Here is a 16611-nt window from a genome sequence, read left to right on the forward strand (position 1 = left end):
AGGCCGGGGACGGGAGGGACCGGCCCGCCGGGCGGCCCTCGCGTCAGGCCCGTCAGGGCAGGCGGAGCACGCCGATCGGCATCGGCCGGAGAAGGGCGAACGGACCGTGCCCTTGGCGCGGCGGCGCCCGCCCCTCGTGCAGCCGCACCAGCAGGGCCGACATCAGCGGCGAGGCGCTCTCGGGGAAGGCGACCCGCGGGCCGGTGCCGTGACGACCGCCACCGAGCAACGGCCAGAGGAACAGCAGCAGACGCCGGACGACCAACGGGAGGGACCTGCTCTGCCACAGCAGCCGCTCCGAAACACCCAGCAGACGGGCGACGAGCAGCAGGGTGACCAGATGGCCGGTGAGCAGCACACCGGGCGGCGGCCCGGCGGCCGCGTCATGCTCGATGAGCCGGCCCAGACCGCCGACGGAAGTGTCCTGCCCGGTCACCGCGGCGCACGCTCCGGGCAGCGCGTAGGCAACGTGGTAGGCGAGCTGCGCGAGGGCGAGCACGCCCAGCAACTGGGTGTCCGTCAACCGATGCCGCGTCAGCACGGCCGCGCCCGGCAGCGCGACGGCCGCCGTCGCGGCCACGATGATCCACCGGGGCGCGTGGCACTGCGACAGCACGTGCCCCGCCAGCGGCAGTAGCACGCACAGCACCGCGAGCACCCCGGCCCGAAGCCCCCGCAGTGCGCCGGACGCCGGCGAGCCGGCTCCGGGCGAGCAGTGCGTACGCATCAGATCGTGGCCTTCACGGAGTCCGTCACGCGAAGCGGACGGAGCGGCGGGTAACGGGTGGGCGGGCGACGGAACCGCATGGTTCGTACGTCCTGGAAGCGTACCGACCACCCCGCCCGCTGGTTCACGACAGGGTGCAGCTCCCGGCACCGCCGCTCGGGGCCCCTCCACCAGTCGACAAGTTCCCGCAGGTCAGAGGCTTGTTAACCGACATGACAACGGTCACCGATGCAGCCTTTGGTGATTCGCGTAGGTGTGCGTTTCACTGCGGGCAAGGCATCCGTTGCGAGGGGGAAGGCGTACACCATGGGCGATCACACTCACGTGCACGGTTCAGGACTCGAGCACGGAGGAGGAGGGCACGCTGGGCACTCCCACGGCGTCTCGGTGGACGCCGACCGGCGCTGGCTGGGCATCGCACTCGGCCTGATCACCGTGTTCATGGCGGGCGAGGTCGTCATCGGCATCGCGGCCCAGTCCCTCGCCCTGATCTCGGACGCGGCGCACATGCTGACCGACGCCGTGTCGATCGTGTTCGCGCTGATCGCCATGCGGCTGTCCGCCCGCCCGGCACGCGGCGTCTTCACGTTCGGCCTCAAGCGCGCCGAGATACTGTCCGCCCAGGCCAACGGCCTGACCCTGCTGCTGCTCGGCGCCTGGCTCGCGTACGAGGCCGTGCACCGCCTGATCGATCCGCCCGAGGTGGAAGGCGGGCTGGTGTTCGCCACAGCCCTCGCCGGGATCGTGGTGAACATCGCGGCCGCCTGGTGCATCTCCAAGGCCAACCGGTCCTCGCTCAACATCGAGGGCGCCTACCAGCACATCCTCAACGACCTGTTCGCCTTCATCGGCACCGCGGTGGCCGGTCTGATCGTGCTGCTCACCGGATTCGCCCGCGCCGACGCCATCGCCACGCTCGTGGTGGTCGCCCTCATGTTCAAGGCCGGGTACGGGCTGCTGCGCGAGTCCGGCCGGATCTTCCTGGAGGCCGCCCCCGCAGATGTCGACCCGGACGCGCTGGGCGACAAGCTCGTCGGCGAGCCGACCGTCGTCGAGGTGCACGACCTGCACGTCTGGCAGATCACCTCCGGCCAGTCCGCCCTCTCCGCGCACATCCTGGTCCAGCCCGGCGGCGACTGCCACGCCGTCCGCCGCGACCTGGAGGAACTCCTCCAGCACGACTACGGCATCACCCACACCACGCTCCAGGTCGACCACACCCCGGAACAGGTCCTGCAGGTCGCCCTGACCGGCGAAGGAGCGGGCGACGCCGCGCACTGCGAGGACCCGCACGGCCCCATCCACCGGGACGGGCCGCACAAGCACTGACCTTCAGGTCGACATCCGCCGACGGTACATGGTTCCCTGAATTCAGGGTTCCGTGTACCGTCGAGGACGTGCTGACCCTCGCCTCCGACATCGACGCCCTGGCCCGCTTCGGCCGCGCCCTCGCCGACCCGATCCGCTGCCGCATCCTGCTCGCCTTGCGAAAGGCGCCCGCGCACCCGGCCGATCTCGCCGAAGCGTTGGAGATCTCCCGCACCCGGCTGTCGAACCACCTCGCCTGCCTGCGTGACTGCGGCATCGTCGTGGCCGTCCCACAGGGCCGTCGCGTCCGCTACGAACTGGCCGACGCCCGCCTGGGCCACGCCCTGGACGACCTGCTCGGCGCAGTGCTCGCCGTCGAAGCCGACCGCACCTGCGTGGATGCTGAAGAGAAGGGCTGCTGCTGATGACGGCGCTCTCCCTCGGTCCCATACCGACTCGTCGCACCCAACTGACCCGGCGCATACGTCTGCTGGTCGCCGCCACGATCACCTATAACGTCGTCGAGGCGATCGTCGCTATCACCGCCGGCACCCTCGCCTCTTCCACCGCCCTGATCGGCTTCGGACTGGACTCGGTCGTCGAGGTCTCCTCCGCCGCGGCCGTGGCCTGGCAGTTTTCCGCCACCGACCACGCTGTCCGCGAGGCCCGCGAGAAGACCGCTCTGCGCGTCATCGCGCTGACGTTCTTCGCCCTCGCCGCCTACGTCACCCTCGACTCCATTCGTGCTCTCACCGGCGCCAGCGAAGCCGAGCACTCCTCGCCCGGTATCGTCCTGGCCGCCCTCTCCCTGGCGGTCATGCCGTTCCTGTCCGCCGCCCAGCGCCGCGCCGGCCGGGAACTCGGCTCCGCCTCCGCGGTGGCCGACTCCAAACAGACTCTCCTGTGCACGTACCTGTCGGCCGTCCTCCTGGTCGGCCGCCGTCCTCCTGGTCGGCCTGCTCGCCAACTCCCTGCTCGGCTGGAGCTGGGCCGACCCCATCGCCGCCCTCGTCATCGCCGCCGTCGCGGTCAAGGAAGGGCGCGAGGCGTGGCGCGGCGACAACTGCTGTGCGGTGCCTGTCGGAGGGCTCGCCGAGGCAGAGGAGCAGGACAGTTGCGGGTGCGCTGGTGCGGGTGCGGGTGCGGGCTGCTCGTGCTGCGCCCCGAAGGAGGCGAGTCACAAGTGACCGGCTGGGCCTGGGCGGCACTGGCGCTGTACGGGTTCTGGCTGCTGTCCGCCTTTGGTGTCCGCACACTCATCCAGCGCCGCCGTACCGGTGATTCGGGCTTCCGCGGCCTGTCGGGCACTCCCGGCTCGGCTCCCTGGTGGGCAGGGGTGCTGTTCGTCGCCGCCCTGCTCGGCGCCGCCGCCGCGCCGGCTGCGACCTTGGCGGGCCTGCCGGTATTCATCGACGACGCCTGGGCCGTGCACGCGATCGGCGTGGCGATCACCGCGCTCGGCATCGTCGGCACCCTGGGCGCGCAGCGGGCCATGGGAGAGTCCTGGCGGGTGGGCGTGGACGCGGCTGAGCGCACCGCGCTCGTCCGCAGCGGACCGTTCGCCTACGTTCGCAACCCGATCTTCACGACCATCGGTGTCACCGGTACCGGACTCTCGCTGATGGTGCCGAACATCTTGGCGCTTGCCTCCCTTGCCGCGCTGATCATCGCCGTCGAGCTTCAGGTACGCGTGGTCGAGGAGCCGTATCTCAGGGCGGCGCACGGCCCGGCCTATCTGGACTACGCGGCGAGCGCGGGGCGCTTCATTCCAAGCGTCGGACGAGAGCGAAGCAGCAGAAGGGACGCCGGTTTCCAGCGATGAACCACCGTCCTGGATCAGGACGGTGGTTGTGCGCCGGCTGCGTCGTCCCGGCAATCCGAGGGCCCGCCGCCAACGGGCTCACCGCAGGCACCGCGGACGCTCCTGGCACCGCCGGGTTCGGCCGAGAGATGTGAACCAATACCGGGAATCAGGCGGCGACGAGCTCCTGCTCGCGGTCCGGCGTTTTGACCGTGGGCTTCTTGTTCGGCAGTGAGAGCCGGAAGACCTTGTGCCACGCGGAGAACACCTGCTTGGGCAGCGGGCCGGTGACGTATTCCAGCTCGTACTTCTCGAACAGCGCGCGCACCTTCACCGCGACCTCGGCGTAGCGATTGCTCGGCAGGTCCGGGAACAGGTGGTGCTCGATCTGGTGCGAGAGGTTGCCGGTCATGAAGTGCATGGCCTTGCTGCCGCTGATGTTCGCCGAGCCCATCATCTGGCGCAGGTACCACTGGCCGCGCGTCTCGCCCTTGATCGACCGGCGCTCGAAGACCTGTACGCCTTCGGGGAAGTGCCCGCACATGATCACCGAGTGGGTCCAGAGGTTGCGGACCAGGTTCGCGGTGAACGTGGCGGCGAGCGTGGGGAGGAAGGACGGGCCGGACAGCAGCGGGTGGATCACGTAGTCCTTGAGCACCTGCTTGCGGATCTTGCGGCCGACGGCCTTGGCCCGCGCGCGGAACTCCGGGTTCTTGCGGCGGCGCTTGTTCAGGTTCTTGCCGAGCTCCAGGTCGTACGCTGCGATGCCGTACTCGAAGAAGCACGCGTTGAGGAAGTTCCACAGCGGCTGGCCGAGGTGGAACGGGTGCCACCTCTGGTCCTCGTCGACGCGCATGATGCCGTAGCCGAGGTCGTTGTCCTTGCCGATCACGTTGGTGTACGTGTGGTGCAGCTCGTTGTGCGAGTGCTTCCACTGCTCGGACGGCGAGACGTGATCCCACTCCCAGGTGGTGGAGTGGATCTTCGGGTCCCGCATCCAGTCCCACTGGCCGTGCAGGATGTTGTGGCCGATCTCCATGTTGTCCATGATCTTCGCCACGGACAGCCCGGCGGTGCCGAGCACCCACGCGGGCGGGAAGATCGAGAACAGCAGCACACCCCTGCTGACCAGCTCGAGCTTGCGCTGCGCCGAGATGACCTTGCGGATGTAGGCGGCGTCTTTCTCGCCGCGTTCGGCGATCACCTCGTCGCGGATCGCGTCCAGCTCGTGGCCCAGCTCCTCGATCTGCTCCGCGGTCAGGTGGGCGGTGGGGTCGATGGCGGTCAAGGTGCTCCTACCGTTCGATGTCGCAGGGGCCCGCCGCGGCGGACACGCAGGTCTGGATGAGGACGCCCGGCTCGGCCTCGGTGATCTCGCCGGTGCGCAGGTCGCGGACGGCGCCCGCCTTGAGCGGCGTGACGCAGCCGAAGCAAATGCCCATGCGGCACCCGGAGGGCATGAGCACGCCGGCCTCCTCGCCGATGTCCAGCAGCGGGGTGGCGCCGTCCGCGTCGACGGTCTTGCCGGTGACGCTGAACGTGACATCGCCGCCGTCACCGGCGACGACGATGCTGGGGCGGAAGCGTTCGGTGTGCAGGCGCTCCTGGACGCCGTGCTCCATCCAGTGCTCTTCGGCGGCGTCGAGCAGGCCCGCGGGCCCGCAGGCCCAGGTCTCGCGCTCGGCCCAGTCGGGCACGAGTTCGTCGAGACGGGCGATGTCGAGCATGCCGTCCGTGTCGGTGTGCACCTCGGTGAGCCGCAGCTTCTTGTCCGCGACCAGGTCGTGCAGCTCGTTGCGGAAGATCACGTCGTGCGGCTGTGGCGCGCAGTGGACCATGACGACGTCGTCGAACTCGGTGTCACGCAGCATGCCCATCACAGGCGTGATGCCGCTGCCGGCCGTCAGGTAGAGCACCTTGGCGGGCTTGGCCTGCGGCAGCACGAAGTCACCGGTCGGCTGGTCGAGCTGGATCAGCGTGCCCGGTTTCGCCCTGCGGACCAGGTGGTTGCTGACCTTGCCGTCCGGGATCGCCTTCACGGTGATCGTGACGCGGCCGTCCTTGCGGTTTGTCGGCGAGGTGAGGGAGTAGGCACGCCACAGGCGCACCCCGTCGACGTCGACCCCGATCCGCACGTACTGACCGGCTGTGTGGCCGCGCCAGCCCCGTCCCGGCCTGATCACGACAGTCGCGGCGTCACCCGTCTCGGGGTGCACGGCCTCGATGCGCCCACGCAGGTCAGCACCCGCACGCAGCGGGCTGACCAGGTCGAGGTAGTCCGACGGCAGCAGCGGCGTCGTGACCATCTCCAGCAGTTTCCACGCCCTGCTGCGGAGGGCTGTACTCGTCATGACTCCAGCTTGCTGCGCCCCAAGGCGTAAAGTCCTGACCGCAGGACGTAAATCTGGCTGGCTGAATTGTTCGCAGGGAATAGATACGTGAGCCATGCAATCCAGAGGGCCAGCGAACTGGCCCTGGACGAGACGACGGTCACCGCACTTCGGGCCGCGCTGAAGACCACCGCCGACGAGGTCGTCCAGGCGATCATCGACGAGGTCCCTCCCTACGCCAACGCCCTCTCGGGCCACATGGGCGCCACCATCCGCCGAGCCGTCCGCACCGCCCTGGGGCACTACCTGGACCTCGCGAGCGGGAACGCCACAGGCGGCGACGCCGGTGACGCCGCCTACGAGCTGGGCCGCGGCGAGGTGCGTGACGGCCGTTCGATGGACGCCCTGCTCAGCGCCTACCGCGTCGGCGCCCGCGTGGCCTGGCGATGCCTGGCAGCCGGCGCCGTACCCGCAGGGCTGCCCGCCGCCGAGGTCGCCAAGTTCGCCGAGCTGACCTTCGCCTACATCGACGAGCTCTCCGCCGCGAGCGCCGCGGGCCACGCCGACGAACTGGCCGCCCGGGGCAGGGATCACGAGCGCCACCTGGAACACCTGGCCCGCGACCTCCTCGCCGGCGCGAGCCCGGACGTGCTGCTGGCCTCTGCTCAACGGGCCGGGTGGCAGCCTCCGGTTTCGCTGACCGCGGTCCTGCTGCCCGCCGCCCAGGCCCGGCCTGCCTACCGCACGCTCGACCCGAGCACCCTCGTCCTCGACGATCTGCCGGATGCCACCGGTGTACTGCTCGTCCCCGATGCCGACCGATCACATCTCCTGCGGCAGCTGACCGACCGCACCGCCGTGGTCGGCCCGGGCCGACCATGGACTCGTGCGTCCGCCTCGTACGCACGAGCCGCACGCGCACGCTCCCTCTCCTCTGATATTCGCGACACCGAGGACCACCTGCCCGAGCTGGTGCTGAGCGCCGACGTGGACGCGTTCGCAGACCTGCGCGCCCGAGCCCTCGCACCGTTGCGGACCTTGCCTGTCGCGACCGCACGGCGGCTGGAGGAGACGCTGCGGGCGTGGCTGCTGCACCAGGGCAGGCGGGACGAGGTGGCGGCGGCGTTGTTCGTCCATCCCCAGACAGTCCGGTACCGGATGTCGCAGCTGCGGGAACTGTTTCCGGATCTCGCATCGCCACACCGGGTCCTTGAACTGACGTTGGCGGTCGGTCTTCGGGGCAGCTGACGCGTACTTCGACCGTCCACGACCGCGCCCGCGAGCGGTCCAGGAATCGTGCCTCGTTATCGGTGCTCGGGAAGCCCGTCGGGGCGCTGTCTCTGAGCAGCGCGGTGCCGGATACGGCTCGACTGGATCCGGTGGACGATACGCACCGGTCCGCTCGTCGACGCGCTCATCGAGCATCTGATCGGTGATCTGGGCCGCTGTGCCCTGGAAAACGGCTTTCACGTCGTCGTGGAGTGCGCTGTCCTGGCACGAGCTGACCCACGGGCGCGCAGCGGGCTGCGGCTGCGTGACCGGCAGGGCGGCCGGGCCGGGTCACCAGGGGCGGGGGCCGGGCCGCTCGCGCCGGGGACCACCGTGGTTCTGCGACAACCCCGTGCCTCCCTTCCGACAGGTCAGCCGGACGACCGGCCGGGCCGGCCTGGCACACCGCGCGAGGGATGATGGGGATGAAATGACGGAACGTGAGGTCAGGAGCTTCCATGGCGAACCGGGTTCACCGACCCCGTGAGGACGCGGAGTTCAACTTCATCCTCGGGATGAGCGCAGTTCCGGTCCTCGCATACTTCACCGGGACATGGCCCAAGGCAATCGAGCCCTGCCGGGTGATGGACCTCGTAGTGGGTGGCATCGCCGACGACTACACGGGCCGCCTGACGGCCGTCCGCACCGACATCACGCGTTGTCCGGCCGCAACCGAGCGATACGGGATCACCGAAGCCCCGTCCTACGTCCTCCTGAAGGAGGGAGAGGCGGTGGCGCACGGCACGGGGCCAATGACCATCGCCGAGGTACGGAAGTTCCTGGACGGCCACATCTGAGCGGCCGCTGCGGCACGTGGCCGCGACGCGCCATCCAGACCGCGGTGACGTCGCGCCCGGACCGCGCCTGTAGCCGAATGGTGTCTTTCTCGCGCCACACGATGGTCCGGTGACCGTCGAGTTTCATTCATGAGCTGTGGGCTGCTCTCCGCTGGGCGCCAGGCTGTCTCACCTGCAACGTGGGCGTGATCCGGGTCTCGGTCTGGGGTGGAGTCGGCGGTCTCCTCCACCCGCCACCTTGATTCAGCGACGCGGACCAGGGTGTTCAGGGCACGGGGGCGGGTGAGAAGCAGCGGTAGCAGGCGAGTTCACCGGAGGTGCGGTTGCGGCGGATCAGCTGGCGACTGCCTGGGCGGGGTTCGGCCAGATCGATGACCGCCCAGTCGTAAAGGCGGTGCCCCCTTGGCACCGTGGACCGGGCCGGCCGTGAAAGCCCAGACCGCCCATCGAGGCAGCGCCGCCCGCCGCCGCCGTCACGCCGACCCGCACGGAGTACTCACGCTGCTTGACCGCGCAAGCAGGAACTTGCCAGCCGGCTTGGCGCGCTCGAATCCCAAGCGTCGCCACTGGTCCACTCTTTCAGCCGTCGCCGACACACGAGCCCACCAAGCTCCATTGGGTTCCACGCGTCGCCTGCGGCCACACCGCGCGCGCCGACACAGTCGAAGCCACCAACGCATTACGGGCCGGGCTGGTCCGTCGCAACGCCAACCCGGCATAGCGGGAAGCCCGGTCCTTCAGGACGGAAAGGAGTCGCGAGATTCACGGATCAGGGACGCGCGAACGGGGCATCGCTTCGGCAAGGGGCCTGCCCGAACGTCCCGGTCGCCGGTCAGGGCTGGATGTTCTCCAGGTCATCCAGAAGGCTGGGGTGCTTGGGCTCCCAGCCGAGCGTCTGCCGGGTGTACGTGCTGGACGAGGGCTGGTCGCTCTCGAAGATCTGGCCGAGGGGGCCGAACGTCTGAGCCGATACCGACTCGACCGGCAGGCCCAGCCGTCGGCCGATGACCGTGGCGATATCGCGAACCGTGTCCCCCTCGTCGGCCACCGCATGCCAGGAAGTACCTGCTTCCGCCTGTTCCAGGGCGAGCCGGAAGAGGACTGCCGCGTCGAGCGCGTGTACGGCCGGCCAGCGCTGTGCGCCGTCACCCGGGTAACCGGACACTCCGGTCCGGCGTGCGATGCCGGTCAGGAGGCCGGCGAATCCGCCGGAGCCCTGGTTGTGAACCGTGCGCGGCAGGCGTACGGCGCTGCTGCGGACCCCGCGCGAGGACAGGCCCAGGACCGACGTGACCGCACGACCGCGACCGTCGACCGGCCCCTCGGTGATCAGCGGGTCGGCCTCGGTGGAGGCGCGGCCGGGTATGTAGGGCGTACCCGAGCAGGTGACGAGTGGGCGGTCGCTGCCGACGAGTGCCTCGCCGAGGGCCGCGAGGGCGGCACCCTCCTCCGCGACCGACTTCGCGAGGGTCTCGGGGCTGCTGAAGTCGTTGTTGAACGCGAGGTGGATCACCCCGTCGGCCCGGGCGGCGCCGGCACGAAGGGTGTCCAGGTCGGCGAGGGCTCCCCGGAGGGGCTCGGCGCCGGCCGCCTCTACTGCCCGCGCGGATGCGCCGGAGCGAGCGAGTGCGAGGACGGTGTGGCCGTTGTCGAGCAGTTCGGCGACGACAGCGGAACCGATCAGACCGGTGCCGCCGGTGACAAGAACGCGCATGGAAAACTCCCCCAGGAGTGATGGGACTCTTGTCCCATCACTCTACTGCAGGTGATGGGACAAGAGTCCCATCACCTAGGATGGTGACCATGGGCAGATGGGAACCAGGCGCACGCGAACGCCTCGTCGTGGCTGCCGTCGACCTGTTCACCGAGCAGGGATACGACGCCACGACGGTCGCGCAGATCGCCGAGCGCGCAGGAGTCACCAAGAGCACCTTCTTCCGGCACTTCCCCGACAAGCGCGAGCTGCTGGTGGCCGGACAGGAGACGCTGAGCCGACTGCTGACCGAGGGGATCGCCGACGCGCCCGCTGGTGCCAGCCCGCTTGAGGCGGTCGCCGCCGGTCTGGAGCGCGCGTCGAGCGCGATGGGCCCCATGAGCCGAGAGCTCGCGCCTCGCCTGAAGGCCGCCGTCGCCGCCAGCGCCGAACTCCAGGAGCGCGACGCCCTCAAGAGCGTCAGCCTCGCGGCCGCGATGACGACCGCTCTGGTCGCCCGCGGCATACCCGATCCGACCGCGGCTCTGGCGGGCGAGCTGGGCGTCCTCGCCTTCAAACGGGGATACGCCCAATGGTCCGAGGGCGACCGTGACGGCAAGGACGAACTCGCCGGGTACACCCTGGCGGCCCTGGACGAACTGCGTGCAGCGAGCGCCTCGCTGGGCTGACCGGCAACCTCACCCGCCCTTCACGAAACTGCGGACAGAGCCGACCGCCATCCGTTACGTCACCGCCGCCCACCCTGAACGCACCGCCAAGTTGCCTATGTAGCCGCTGCGGGTTGCATATATGAGGTGCACAGCGACCCGGTTGACGAACCGGTCAGCCAGGGCGACGCAGCCGCCCATGACGAATCGGCCTTCCCGCTCCGTCAGCGTCAGCGCCCGCGAGCCCGGTTTCGGTGGCCACGGAGGGGCGGCCAGCCAGTGATCACGGGTCCGCGATGTCGAGGGTGACCTTCGACAGGGGGGCAGCTCACGCACGTCAGGACATAGCCGTCGGCTTGCTGCTGTGGCGTGAGGCAGTTCGGCTCGTTCTGGCTGACTTCTCCGCTGCGGAGTCGCACCATGCAGTCGCCGCAGTTCCCGACCGTGCAGGAGTACGGCATCGGCAGCCCGGCGGCGAGTCCCGCGTCGAGCAGTGTCTGGCCGGGCTCGACCACCACCGTGCCGACGGCGTGCCCGTTCTCCTCGACGGTCATCTCCCGCGGCCCGTACGGCAACGCGTTCGCCGAGCGGCGCACCCGTCTCGGGCGCGAGGCGGACGCACGGCGCCTCGCGGATCAGGGGCGGGCGCGCACCTGGCACGTGGTGAACCCGGAGAAGGTCAACCGCCTCGGTCGGCCGGTCGGTACGCCCTGTATCCCGAGGGCCAGCCGGTCCTGCTCGCCGACGACGCCTCCGGCATCCACGACCGCGCCGCCTTCGCCACCAAGCACCTGTGGGTGACGGCGTACGACGTGGACGAGCGGTACCCGGCCGGCGACTTCGTCAACCAGCACCCGGGCGGCGCGGGCCTGCCCGCCTGGACGGCGGCCGACCGGTCGGTGGACGGCGAGGACATCGTGCTGTGGCACACGTTCGGCCTGACCCACTTCCCACGCCCCGAGGACTGGCCCGTCATGCCCGTCGACTACGCGGGCTTCACCCTCAAACCGGTCGGCTTCTTCGACCGCAACCGTTCCTAATCAGTGAGCAGGAGTGAGTCTTGGACCCGTACCTGGTCACTGCGGACATCCCGAACGGTTTTGGGTGTCCTGGTCGCCCGCGTTCTCGCCGCGTCCAGCGGCACGCATCTGGTGCGTGGTCCGGGTACGCGGGGGCGGGGTTCCTCACGCCCCGGGGCCTCCGAGTCGGCCTGGACGGTCCGATGCCCCACGCAATCGCTCTGGTCGTGTGGGGGCGGTGTCATCCGTCGCCGGATCGGGTGCCCTTGGGCGCGTCGCCCGATCGCGATGCTCGCCGCATCGTGACGGGTCGTCATGCGAGTCTTGCCGGTGAGGGGCTTTTGCCAGTGCTGCGCGCCCCACTTCGAGGTGTACGCCGGATCGACGGCGATGATCGCGATACCGGTCTGGTCGGCCATGGAGGTGAGCCTGGCGCGGAGGCGTCCGGTGGGCATGGCGGAGATGAGCTGCCGGAAGCGGTGCTTGCGACCGTGTTTCTCGCGGGTCTTCTCGGCCTGGAAGTCGAGGTCTTCGACTGCGATCGCTTTGACGCCCCAGGACCGAGCCCAGTTCAGCAGCCGCGACAGCGCGTGGCGGACTTGTGCGTCGCGGTGCTGGGCGGTGCCGGGCAGGTCGTAAAAGAAGCGGCGGGGCTCACCGCACGGGTTGCCGTGGATGTCGAGCCGCCAGGCGGCGAGGTGGTCGGCGTTGGTGTCCACCCCGATCACGCCATGAGCGAGTGCGGCATCGAACGGGATCGTCCGCGTGATGGGGAACGTCCACGAGGCGGTCAGGTACCAGCGTCCGCGAGCAACGTCCAGGTGGATGCGGTAGGCCACAGCCCGGTTGGCTTCCACACGGTCGGCCCACTCGGTGCCCCGGTGCGGGAAGGAGACCTTCGCAGCGAGGACGTACCGGCCGTGCTTGGCGTTCGCGTACTCGGCGAGCGGGGCCGGGAGCTTGACCGAGACTTCGCCCTCGGGGCTGACGCGGATGGTCTCGTTGCCGAAACGCTTGCCGGACTCGCCGTCAGCAGCGAGGAACCAGCGCTCAGCCTCCCAGCGTTCGCGCCATTGGGTCTCGGTGATCTGGGCGGCTTCGAGGTTGTGGCGGTTGCGGGCCAGGCGCTTGCCACCTCGCACCACATGCACGACGCCGGCCTCGCGGTCGGTCCGCTCCCGCTCCAGGCGGTCCTTAAGCGTCGCCAAGCGGCGTGTCTTGGCGTGCCACTCCTGCTTGGACCGGTAGCCGCCCGGCGCCCGCTTGGTGCCCTTCTCCCCGATGGGCTGGGACAACCGGTGCGCGATCGTCTTGATACCGGCTTCGAGGGACTGGATGTGGGCGAGCTGACAGCGCCGCGACAACGCCCACTGATCATGCGTGGCCTTCGTGATCGACCCGGCCCACCTGGACGACGACTCGGCCGTCAGGTCACGCTTCCGGGACGCCCACGTGTCGCTGTCATGCTCCAGCCCGTCAGCGCACCGCGCCTTGAGATCATGCGATGCCAGCGAGCCGAGATGAGTGCCCACCAGGCGCAACACCTTCTCGTCCTCCGGCGTGAGGACCTTGAGCCGGTCGCGTACAGCCACACCGGTGGGGCCGAGCGCGACGAACGGCGCGGCGATCGGCCGCAGCTTGGAGTCAGCCATGCTCGGCGGCCTCCAGCGCCTTACGGGCCCGATTCTTCGCCGACCGGCGCCCGTACAGGCGTGCACAGAAAGAGGTCAGCACCTCCACCATGTCCCGCACCAGATCGTCTTCGACCTCGCCGTCATTGAGCACGACCAGGCGACGGCCGGTCGCGGACAGGGCCGCTTCGACGAGTTCGACGTTCATCCGCCCGAGCCGGTCTTTGTGCTCGACCACGACTGTGGTTACCGCCGGGTCGGCCAGCAGACGCTTCGCCTTCGACCGGGCGCCGTTCATGCCCGAGGCGACCTCGGACTCGACCCGAACCACCTTGTTGCCGGTCTTGGCCGCCCACTCGGACAGCCGGGCTACCTGGCGTTCGAGGTCGGATTTCTGGTCGTGGCAGGAGACACGGGCGTACAGCCCCAGCCCGCCCACAGCTTCGGGCGCTGTGTTCGCGTCGATGTTCACCAGGATCGTGCGCGGACCGACCCGCTGAGCCGGTACCGGCAACGTCCCCTCACGGAACCAGCGATACGCGGTGTGCGGATGCACTCCGTTCGCGATCGCCCATTCCTTGAGGTTCATGCAGTCACCATAACACCAACTCAAAGGCTCTAATGCACACTAGAGTTGACTTAATCGCAACCAGTTCCCAACCCCACCCTGGACGTGCCGCGGCCCGCGAACCGCCACTGCCACGGGGGCTGAGCCGCGGTGATGCTGCTCGCGGCGGTGCTCGGGCTGGTGAGCTGCGCCTGTGGTGTGGCGGGACGGCCGGTTCGGGTGCGCCGCTGGGTGCCGCATCTGGTCATGGCCGCCGCGATGGTGGCCATGGCCCTGCCCGAGGGGACCGGCCCTCCCCCAGCCCTGGAGGCCCGGGAGGTGATCCCAGGTCCGCTCGGATGGTGTCTGCTGCTGGCCGCCACCGTGATCTGGGTCGCCGGGACGACGACCTGCTCACAGCGCGGTTGCCGGTGGCGTACGACCTGCTGGGCATGGCCGGACTGCTGTTCGTGCACTGGCGGGCGGCGCTCGGCGGACATGCCTCGATGCACGAGCAGGCCCCGCCTGACCGGTCATCCACCTGGGCCGCCGTCGCCCTCGTAGCGCTATGGGCCGCGGCCCGGTTCGGAGCGGTACCCCGGGCCTCGCATCCGCACCCGTCGGCCCGGATCGGCGGGCCGGCGATGGCCGCCGCGATGGCGCTGATGCTCCTGACCTGACCTGCTCCACCGGACGAACAAGGAGAGCGATCCGTCCCGACGACCTGGGGACACGTACGTCATCCGAGTCCTGCGCGACACTGGTCGAGTGATTGTCGAACGCGCGTATGCCCACCTCTCCTCGTACGACGAGGACGCCTGGCCCTGGTCCGTGCCCTGCGTCCGGCAGTTGCTCAACGAAGGGTTGCGCTTCACCGCGCCGGTGACCTTTCTGGTCGGTGAGAACGGCTCGGGGAAGTCGACCCTGGTCGAGGCGCTGGCGGAGGGGTTCGGTCTGGACTCCTATGGCGGCTCCCACGACTGGCGTTACGCCTCCCCGCGTGGCAAGTCGGCGCTCGGCGAGCGGATGAGGTTCGACGCGGCCTCGCGCGGGCGCCGTATGGCCACCAACTGGTCGGCCCGCAAGGGCTTCTTCCTCCGGGCCGAGACCGCGCTGGACGCCCTGGACAGGGAGGGGTTCTCGCCGGACTCGGTCAGCCACGGCGAGGGCTTTCTCGCGGCATTCCGCGGTAAGTTCCTACACGCCGGGCTCTATGTCCTCGACGAGCCGGAGGCGGCGCTCTCCTTCTCCTCGTGCCTCGAACTGATCGGGCACATCGACCGGTTGGCCAAGGAGGGCGGCCAGGTCATCTGTGCCACGCACTCACCCTTGCTGACTGCCCTGCCGGGCGCGGACATCGTCGAGGTCGGCGAACACGGCCTACGGAGGGTCGCCTGGCGGGAACTCGGCGTAGTGGATCACTGGCGTCGCTATCTCGCCGACCCGCACGCCTATCTGCGGCACATCGTCGAACCGTAGGGGGTGAAAGCTGCTACAGGTTCTCTAGTCATTCATAGTCGGTGAGCTACCAGACCGCCTGGCGGTGGGTGAAGGACGGGAAGATGCCCGTCCCCGTTCGCCAGGCGCCGTCCGGGACGTGGTTGGTCGACGAGGTCGCCGTCCAGCCGTCCGGGCGTGTGGTGGCGTACTGCCGCGTGTCGTCCGTTGACCAGAAAGCCGATCTTGAGCGGCAGGCCGCCCGGGTCGTGTCCGGCGCGAACGGGCTGGGCCTGGCCGTCGCTGAGGTCGTCACCGAGGTGGGATCCGGGTTGAACGGGCGGCGCCGCAAGCTGCACCGGCTGCTGTCCGACCCGCAGACGGCGGTGATCGTGGTCGAGCACCGCGACCGGCTGGCCCGGTTCGGCGTCGAGCACCTGGAGGCCGCGCTGTCGGCGTCTGGGCAGCGCCTGGTCGTCCTCGACCCCACCGAGACCGCCGATGACCTGGTACGCGACATCACCGAGGTGCTCGCCTCCATGTGCGCCCGCCTGTACGGGGGCGGGCAGCGAAGAACCGGGCCGCCCGCGCGGTGGCCGTAGCGACCGGCGAGGCCGCCGAGCCGAGCATGTGCGCCACCCGCATCCGGTCGCTCCAGCCGCCGAGGAGGCGGTGGACGGGCTGCCCGAGCGCCTGCCCTGCGATGTCCCACAGAGCCATGTCGATGGCCGACTTGGCGGCCGGGTTGCCGACCGTGCGGTGCAGCCGGGCGTGGACCTGTTCGCGGGCGAACACGTCCAGGCCGGTGAGCTGGGGTCCGAAGACCTGCTCGATGACGCCGGTCACGGACGCCTGCGTCTCCCCGTAGGTGAAAGGGCGCGGTGGCGCGTCGGCCACTCCGGTCAGTCCCTCGTCGGTGGGGACGCGCACCAGGACGTGTGCGGCGGTGTGGACCTCGCCGCTCGCGAAGCGGAGGGGCTTGGTGTACGGGATGGCGTACGGAATCGTCTCGATCGCGGTGATCTTCAACAGGCGGACTCCTCTGCCCGGCGGATACGGATGGCCTCCTCCGCCCTGCGAGCGATGCCCAGCAGGCGGCCCACGCGGTGGGGATGGCCGACGAGTTGCAGGCCGAGAGGCATGCCGTGCGGGTCGCGGTGGCCGGGGATGGTCACGACGGGCAGGTCTAGCAGTTGCCAGGGGCGAGAGAGGATCGGGGTGCCGGTGGCGTGCAAGCCGCGCGGGGCAGGGCCTGGGGCAGCGGGGGCGAGGATCGCGTCGGCCCAGGTGAGGAGGTCCAGGATGCGAGCGCGAGCCGTACGTCTGCTGACGAGTGCCACCCGGTACTCGGTTTCGGAGATCTCGCGTCCGCGGTCCAGGAGTG

General features: G+C 69.8%; 16 protein-coding genes and 5 pseudogenes. 11 read left to right on the plus strand and 10 right to left on the minus strand.

Translation table 11 applies throughout. The features are described from left to right. Positions 1-52 precede the first annotated feature (52 nt). Entirely contained in the window at positions 53-727 is a 675-nt protein-coding gene (locus tag OG252_RS00970; protein WP_329332933.1) for a hypothetical protein, read from the minus strand. 306 nt (positions 728-1033) lie between these two features. On the opposite strand from OG252_RS00970, the gene OG252_RS00975 reads away from it, so the two are divergent. From OG252_RS00975 to OG252_RS00990, 4 genes and pseudogenes are all read left to right on the plus strand, one after another. Beyond that, on the plus strand, positions 1034-2056 hold the full coding sequence (locus tag OG252_RS00975) for a cation diffusion facilitator family transporter (RefSeq protein ID WP_329332934.1): 1023 nt from the start codon (positions 1034-1036) through the stop codon (positions 2054-2056). Between the two features lie 68 nt (positions 2057-2124). After that, positions 2125-2460: an ArsR/SmtB family transcription factor gene (locus OG252_RS00980; RefSeq protein WP_266452700.1), complete on the plus strand. Its 336-nt coding sequence runs from the start codon at positions 2125-2127 to the stop codon at positions 2458-2460. Next, positions 2460-3222, plus strand: a pseudogene (locus OG252_RS00985) (cation transporter). The gene OG252_RS00980 and the pseudogene OG252_RS00985 overlap by 1 nt, the downstream one beginning before the upstream one ends. Before the next feature lie 254 nt (positions 3223-3476). Beyond that, a complete protein-coding gene (locus OG252_RS00990) occupies positions 3477-3857 on the plus strand; it encodes a methyltransferase family protein (RefSeq protein WP_329345052.1) in 381 nt (126 codons plus the stop codon). Positions 3858-4005: 148 nt separating this feature from the next. On the opposite strand, the gene OG252_RS00995 is transcribed toward OG252_RS00990, so the two are convergent. Together OG252_RS00995 and OG252_RS01000 are read right to left on the minus strand one after the other, a co-directional pair. Further along, positions 4006-5124, minus strand: coding sequence for a fatty acid desaturase family protein (locus OG252_RS00995; RefSeq protein WP_266452694.1), 1119 nt, complete (start codon positions 5122-5124; stop codon positions 4006-4008). 7 nt (positions 5125-5131) lie between these two features. Continuing rightward, positions 5132-6187, minus strand: a complete 1056-nt coding sequence (locus OG252_RS01000; RefSeq protein ID WP_329332941.1) for a ferredoxin reductase — start codon at positions 6185-6187, stop codon at positions 5132-5134. Positions 6188-6274: 87 nt separating this feature from the next. Here OG252_RS01000 and OG252_RS01005 point away from each other — a divergent pair, with 87 nt between their 5' ends. Both OG252_RS01005 and OG252_RS01010 read left to right on the plus strand, forming a co-directional pair. Then, complete coding sequence (locus tag OG252_RS01005) at positions 6275-7414, plus strand: helix-turn-helix domain-containing protein (RefSeq protein WP_266452690.1); 1140 nt, start codon at positions 6275-6277, stop codon at positions 7412-7414. Between the two features lie 479 nt (positions 7415-7893). After that, the gene (locus tag OG252_RS01010; protein WP_266452688.1) at positions 7894-8232 is read left to right on the plus strand and encodes a thioredoxin family protein; all 339 of its coding nucleotides are present in this window, start codon (positions 7894-7896) and stop codon (positions 8230-8232) included. 209 nt (positions 8233-8441) lie between these two features. Here OG252_RS01010 and OG252_RS01015 read toward each other — a convergent pair. Both OG252_RS01015 and OG252_RS01020 read right to left on the minus strand, forming a co-directional pair. Then, a pseudogene (locus OG252_RS01015) lies at positions 8442-8632 on the minus strand (IS701 family transposase); the annotation flags it as partial. A 432-nt stretch (positions 8633-9064) separates the two neighbouring features. After that, positions 9065-9946, minus strand: a complete 882-nt coding sequence (locus OG252_RS01020) for an SDR family oxidoreductase (RefSeq protein WP_329332944.1) — start codon at positions 9944-9946, stop codon at positions 9065-9067. Between the two features lie 89 nt (positions 9947-10035). On the opposite strand from OG252_RS01020, the gene OG252_RS01025 reads away from it, so the two are divergent. Then, on the plus strand, positions 10036-10614 hold the full coding sequence (locus OG252_RS01025) for a TetR/AcrR family transcriptional regulator (protein WP_329332946.1): 579 nt from the start codon (positions 10036-10038) through the stop codon (positions 10612-10614). A 209-nt stretch (positions 10615-10823) separates the two neighbouring features. On the opposite strand, the gene OG252_RS01030 is transcribed toward OG252_RS01025, so the two are convergent. Further along, complete coding sequence (locus tag OG252_RS01030; RefSeq protein ID WP_329332948.1) at positions 10824-11054, minus strand: 2Fe-2S iron-sulfur cluster-binding protein; 231 nt, start codon at positions 11052-11054, stop codon at positions 10824-10826. Between OG252_RS01030 and OG252_RS01035 the strand changes: the two are divergent. After that, a pseudogene (locus OG252_RS01035) lies at positions 11014-11633 on the plus strand (copper amine oxidase). The gene OG252_RS01030 and the pseudogene OG252_RS01035 overlap by 41 nt on opposite strands. Here the strand turns inward: OG252_RS01035 and OG252_RS01040 are convergent. Beyond that, the gene (locus OG252_RS01040) at positions 11630-13264 is read right to left on the minus strand and encodes a transposase (protein ID WP_329332950.1); all 1635 of its coding nucleotides are present in this window, start codon (positions 13262-13264) and stop codon (positions 11630-11632) included. The pseudogene OG252_RS01035 and the gene OG252_RS01040 overlap by 4 nt on opposite strands. After that, positions 13257-13832 carry an IS607 family transposase gene (locus OG252_RS01045; protein ID WP_329332952.1) on the minus strand — a complete coding sequence of 192 codons (576 nt, stop codon included), beginning with the start codon at positions 13830-13832 and terminating at the stop codon, positions 13257-13259. The genes OG252_RS01040 and OG252_RS01045 overlap by 8 nt, the downstream gene beginning before the upstream one ends. A gap of 317 nt (positions 13833-14149) precedes the next feature. Between OG252_RS01045 and OG252_RS01050 the strand changes: the two genes are divergently transcribed. From OG252_RS01050 to OG252_RS01060, 3 genes and pseudogenes are all read left to right on the plus strand, one after another. Further along, entirely contained in the window at positions 14150-14470 is a 321-nt protein-coding gene (locus tag OG252_RS01050) for a hypothetical protein (protein WP_329332954.1), read from the plus strand. A gap of 88 nt (positions 14471-14558) precedes the next feature. After that, entirely contained in the window at positions 14559-15269 is a 711-nt protein-coding gene (locus OG252_RS01055; RefSeq protein ID WP_329332956.1) for an AAA family ATPase, read from the plus strand. Between the two features lie 41 nt (positions 15270-15310). Next, positions 15311-15846 (plus strand): annotated as a pseudogene (locus OG252_RS01060) (IS607 family transposase); the annotation flags it as partial. A gap of 53 nt (positions 15847-15899) precedes the next feature. Here the strand turns inward: OG252_RS01060 and OG252_RS01065 are convergent. Together OG252_RS01065 and OG252_RS01070 are read right to left on the minus strand one after the other, a co-directional pair. Then, positions 15900-16256 (minus strand): annotated as a pseudogene (locus OG252_RS01065) (enolase); the annotation flags it as partial. After that, positions 16253-16567: a hypothetical protein gene (locus tag OG252_RS01070; protein WP_329332958.1), complete on the minus strand. Its 315-nt coding sequence runs from the start codon at positions 16565-16567 to the stop codon at positions 16253-16255. The gene OG252_RS01070 and the pseudogene OG252_RS01065, both read right to left, overlap by 4 nt. Positions 16568-16611 lie beyond the last annotated feature (44 nt).

It is taken from the genome of Streptomyces sp. NBC_01352, from assembly GCF_036237295.1.
GTDB lineage: Bacteria > Actinomycetota > Actinomycetes > Streptomycetales > Streptomycetaceae > Streptomyces > Streptomyces plumbiresistens.